General features: G+C 37.2%; 6 protein-coding genes. 2 read left to right on the top strand and 4 right to left on the bottom strand.

What is annotated here, in order from left to right; translation table 11 throughout:
* Positions 1-357, top strand: a 357-nt coding sequence (locus MV676_RS04495; protein ID WP_297445584.1) for a hypothetical protein, incomplete at its 5' end; no start/stop codon positions are given.
* 56 nt (positions 358-413) lie between these two features.
* Positions 414-1,406, top strand: coding sequence for a hypothetical protein (locus tag MV676_RS04490; RefSeq protein ID WP_297445583.1), 993 nt, complete (start codon positions 414-416; stop codon positions 1,404-1,406).
* Between the two features lie 44 nt (positions 1,407-1,450).
* On the opposite strand, the gene MV676_RS04485 is transcribed toward MV676_RS04490, so the two are convergent.
* The 4 genes from MV676_RS04485 to MV676_RS04470 all read right to left on the bottom strand — a co-directional run.
* Positions 1,451-1,852 carry a hypothetical protein gene (locus tag MV676_RS04485; RefSeq protein WP_297445582.1) on the bottom strand — a complete coding sequence of 134 codons (402 nt, stop codon included), beginning with the start codon at positions 1,850-1,852 and terminating at the stop codon, positions 1,451-1,453.
* Positions 1,853-1,857: 5 nt separating this feature from the next.
* Positions 1,858-3,102 (bottom strand): DNA (cytosine-5-)-methyltransferase, encoded by a 1,245-nt coding sequence (gene dcm / locus MV676_RS04480; protein WP_297445581.1) that lies wholly within the window; start codon positions 3,100-3,102, stop codon positions 1,858-1,860.
* The gene (locus tag MV676_RS04475; protein ID WP_297445580.1) at positions 3,102-3,467 is read right to left on the bottom strand and encodes a hypothetical protein; all 366 of its coding nucleotides are present in this window, start codon (positions 3,465-3,467) and stop codon (positions 3,102-3,104) included. Before MV676_RS04475 ends, dcm begins: the two co-directional genes overlap by 1 nt.
* A gap of 42 nt (positions 3,468-3,509) precedes the next feature.
* The coding region (locus MV676_RS04470) for a hypothetical protein (protein WP_297445579.1) at positions 3,510-4,320 on the bottom strand (811 nt) is incomplete at its 5' end.

Below are 4,320 nucleotides of genomic sequence, written 5' to 3'. Positions count from 1 at the left end.
ATTGTAAGAGTGGGTCAGCACATTTTCTTAGAGCCTAAAGAGGAAGAATTCTTTGTTAAAGCTATCCATCTTGATGGGCAAAAAGTTATTATCGCCGAATCTGCTGATGAATTTGGTAAACCTATTTATACTATATGGAAAAGAATGCCGAAAATAGAAGCAACTGAATACTACTCCAAGTATATTACCTGGTATGTTTTGTTAAGCATAAAGCAGGTTACGCTTGGAAAGTATAACTACAACATATACTTCGTAAGAGGGACAAAAGAAATAGTTATGGTGGTCAGGCCGATTGAGGATCAGACCTGTTATGAGCTCTACAGGTTGTTTGACCTGGTAGAAACCGAAAGAGAATAGTTGTTTTTCCTCTTTTTATGGGGTATAATTAGTTTAAACCAGCGTATGGAGGCAAGATGGAAACGAGATTCAGCTCTGACGGTAAAAGGATACTTCAGGTAACCTATCTTGATTCACCAATTACGGCCGAAGATGAATTAAAAGTAAGAAAAGCGATAAAATTTTTCCCTAATGTTGTTCCCATAGCCAATGTAGAAGAAATAGAAAATAAAACCATTGAGGAACTAAAAACGGCCTGGAATTGGTTTGAATCTATTAAGGATAGAAAGCCATACAGAGGTGTGGTTTCTGTTTTTCTCTACAGAATCAACGAAGATGGTACCGTCATTTTTAACGGTAAGACCCTGCCTATTCCAAAAGATACTATGATTACTCCGAAAGGTGCAATAACGCTGGCCTCTTTATCGTTCCTCTACGACTACATTGAGAACGGATTAGATTCCGAAGATGAATCAAGCAAGTTTGAAAAGGAGTTAATGAGTATTCTGCTTATACTTTCGGCTTTAGATCAGCTTATAAAACTTGAGGATATAGGCATAGAACTCCAGGCATTCGGAGTCGGTGATGCAGATACAAAGGCAAGCAAAGACATATTTGTAGTAGGCAGTCCAATAGGGACAATAAATCTGTTCCGGTTTTCCCCTAACGTAACGGCAGATGAAGTGATAGAAGAGGCCAGAAGTGTCGTACCAGAAATGCTGTATATGGACTTTAAAAACAAATTTTACAAAGACATAGAAGAATACCTTGCAAACAAACCGGATAAGGAGAAAGAGTTTGGTGTAATGATTTATATAGGAAGCACTCCCGAAATAACCAGCAACGGAATAATTATTCCGGTATATACCTCTCTATTCCCAATAATCGATCTTGAAAATGTTAGAAAAGCGGCCGAACCAAACTTTAAAAACAAAGAGGTCTTGGATAAAATTGTTACCCTTGTAGAGCTCTTTTACACGGCTATGAGACTTTTAGCACAGCAGTATAGAAAGAAAAAGAACTCTTCTTTCTTTAACGGAAAGCATATTCCAAAAAAATACCTCAACTGATTATATGTCTTAAGCCCTCTCCTTACGGAGAGGGTAATAAAGTTTTACCTTTTTACAACTTTTTCAACATAAGAATCTACTTGTCTGTATAACTGTTTGATTTCTTCTTCCTTTGGAATTCTTGCTTTTTCTTTTTTACAGGCAAGGTTTTTAGCACGGTTCAGAAAATCGATAAAGAGAGAATAGCATTCTATACCACCACCTCTATTCTGGCATTCGTAGTATTTCTGCCATATGTATTTTTCAAGTTTTTTAATTTCTTTAAGCTTTTTTATCCACTTATCTATATCGAAATTTTCGGGTATTTCTAAAGAGGTTATTAAAATACTGTCAATTAGCTCCCATCCGTATTTGTGGGCTTCTCTTACAACCTCAATGAATTCTAAGGTTTCTTTTCTGTTTTCGGTTTTGATTACTGTAAAGTTTCCTGCTTTTTTAACTTCCATTATCCCTACCACCTAATAAGGTTCTTTAGTTTTCTCGCTATGCTCTGTGGGATTTGAACTGTTACTGCGTTTCCGGCCATCTTGTACATTAGTGAATTTGAAAAACCTGCTTCTTTACCTTTGTAGTAAACCCAGTCTGGAAATCCCTGGAGGCGAAAGCATTCCAAAGGCGTAAGTTTTCGTATCTTAATATTGTCTTTATTTCCAAAAGCGTATAAACCAGCCTTTTCTCCACTACTGCTGGCTACAAGAGTTATACCAATACCCTCAGGTGAAAATACTCTATATCCCTGACTTCTTGAGCCGTTAACAAGTGCCACGCTTATGATTTTCCCGTGGTTTTCCATTACAGTAGGAGCGATACCGTAAATTGAATAAACATTTCCAGCTCTATGCCCTGAAGGGACAGTATTGGCAACTACTTTAGGAACATTTCCTCCCCAGTGGCCGTCTGTTCCACATCCACCTACCAGACAGGGAGAAATTCCTGTTCCATCATAGATATCCCCTGCCTGTCCGTTAGAGGGATAGATGTTTCCCACTTTTTTGGGCTTAACTATCCAGCTGTTTCCGTTTGTAAAGTTGGTTCTTAATGTGTTTACTATCTGTTCTTTTTTGAAATTTTGGTTGAACGGATCGTAAACAATGGGAGATTCTCCTGTTCCTTTTGACTTCTTTGCTGGGGGGATGTAATAAACTTTATCTTCTTCGGAGAAAGGAAATACTTTTCCTCTACTTTTTCCTCTAATATAGAAGACAAGGTACACACGTTCCCGGTTTTGTGGCACGCCGAAGGCTTTACTGTTGAAAACCGTCCATTCACCATCATACCCGAGCTCGGCCATTTTATAGAGAAGGTAGGCAAATGCCCATCCTCTATCTGCCGAAAATAGTCCCTTAACGTTTTCAAAGATACATACTGTAGGTCTTTTTCTTTCAATAATCCTGAACATTGAATTCCAAAGAGGATAAGCTCTTTCATCTTTTAATCCCCTCCTTTTACCGGCAGTCGAAAACGGCTGACAGGGTATTCCTGCCGTCAGTACTTCAAAGTCAGGCATCTCTTCAATCGGAATGGTTCTTACGTCATCCCATTCAAACTCTCCCTCTGTGCCATAAACGGCCTTGTAAAAACTCCTTACTTTCGGATCTATTTCACAGAAACCTATACACCTGTATCCTTCTGCCTCTAATCCTACCCTGAATCCACCCATTCCGGCAAACAGGTCAAAAAACCTGATTTTTCCCATCAGTTCACCTCAAAAAGTGCTCCACTTTCCTCATCAAGGTGGTAAAGGGAATTTTCGTCAAGCTCAAGTTTTACATCGTACCTGTTTTTTAAAATGTTCATCATTACCTTTCCTTTAGCAAAAATTCCCTGTATCTTTATCCTGGAATCGTTAGAGGGCTTATCCCCATCATATAAATAACAGCCTATCTTCTGTGCAAACTTTTGTATTTCTCCCCACGGACGCATGTTGTGAATCTTTGTTATGTGCTCCATCATTTCACGGTAGATGTCAAGCATACCTTTTGCCTTTGCTACTCTTTCAATTATCTTTAATACGTAATCGGTCCCCTTGTAGGTATTAATAAAGACTACAAAGTCTTTCATTTTCCCTCCTTATCATTTACGAAAATTATACTACTGTTTTTTCTACAATACAAGCCTGTTTTTCTTGCCCGGTTCCTGAGTATTTAAAAATTTGGTAACGACCTTAACAAGTTCGGTATTGCCTGTTTCATTTAGATAGGTAAGAATATTCGAAATGTCCTCTTTAGAAATATAGGAAAGTATTCCGTTAAGCTCACTAACAGTAAGATACTTTTCTAATGCAACGATGTATATAGGCAGAACACTTCTGTTTCTTTCAACAATTATGTCAATAAGCCTCTGCCTTATCCTGGAGTTTTGGAGTTTTTTAGAAATAATTTCGGTATCTATCTTCCTTTCAAGGATAAGTTTACCCATTGTTCTGAGATAGTAATCAAACAGCCTGTCGGAAGTTATTTCTTCTAATTTCTTTTTCGTGCTGAAGTAATCCAAGATTTTGTTTGTAATCTTTGATAAAACTTTTTTGTTTGTGGGGCTGTCTTTTGACATAATTACATAACTTCTTAACAATTTTTCAGGATCGTTTAAATAGGAGAAGAAGTCGTTATAGGCTAAACTGCTTGTCTTAACCTGTAGAGAATCAACATTTTCGTAAATGGCATCAAAGTTTTCAATAACCATCTTTATGTTATTTTTGCTGACATTTATCTTTACTGCATTTTTAAGTTCTTTCTGAATTTTAATAGAAATGTTATTGGTTCTACTATAAATAGTAAAACTATTGTTAAATAGAGGTAAAAGCTCTTTTTCCCGAACGCCGACCTCTTTTAATTCGCTAACGGTTAACTGGCTGTCAAACCTTCTAAGATTAGCATAGCTAACAAGCAGGTGTTTTAAAAATATGTTGTAAACA

Source organism: Desulfurobacterium sp., from assembly GCF_027028515.1.
In the GTDB taxonomy this organism is placed as follows: Bacteria; Aquificota; Aquificia; order Desulfurobacteriales; family Desulfurobacteriaceae; genus Desulfurobacterium_A.
The sequence above is the reverse complement of the archived record's forward strand: the minus strand, read 5'-3'. Positions and strand labels throughout refer to the sequence as shown.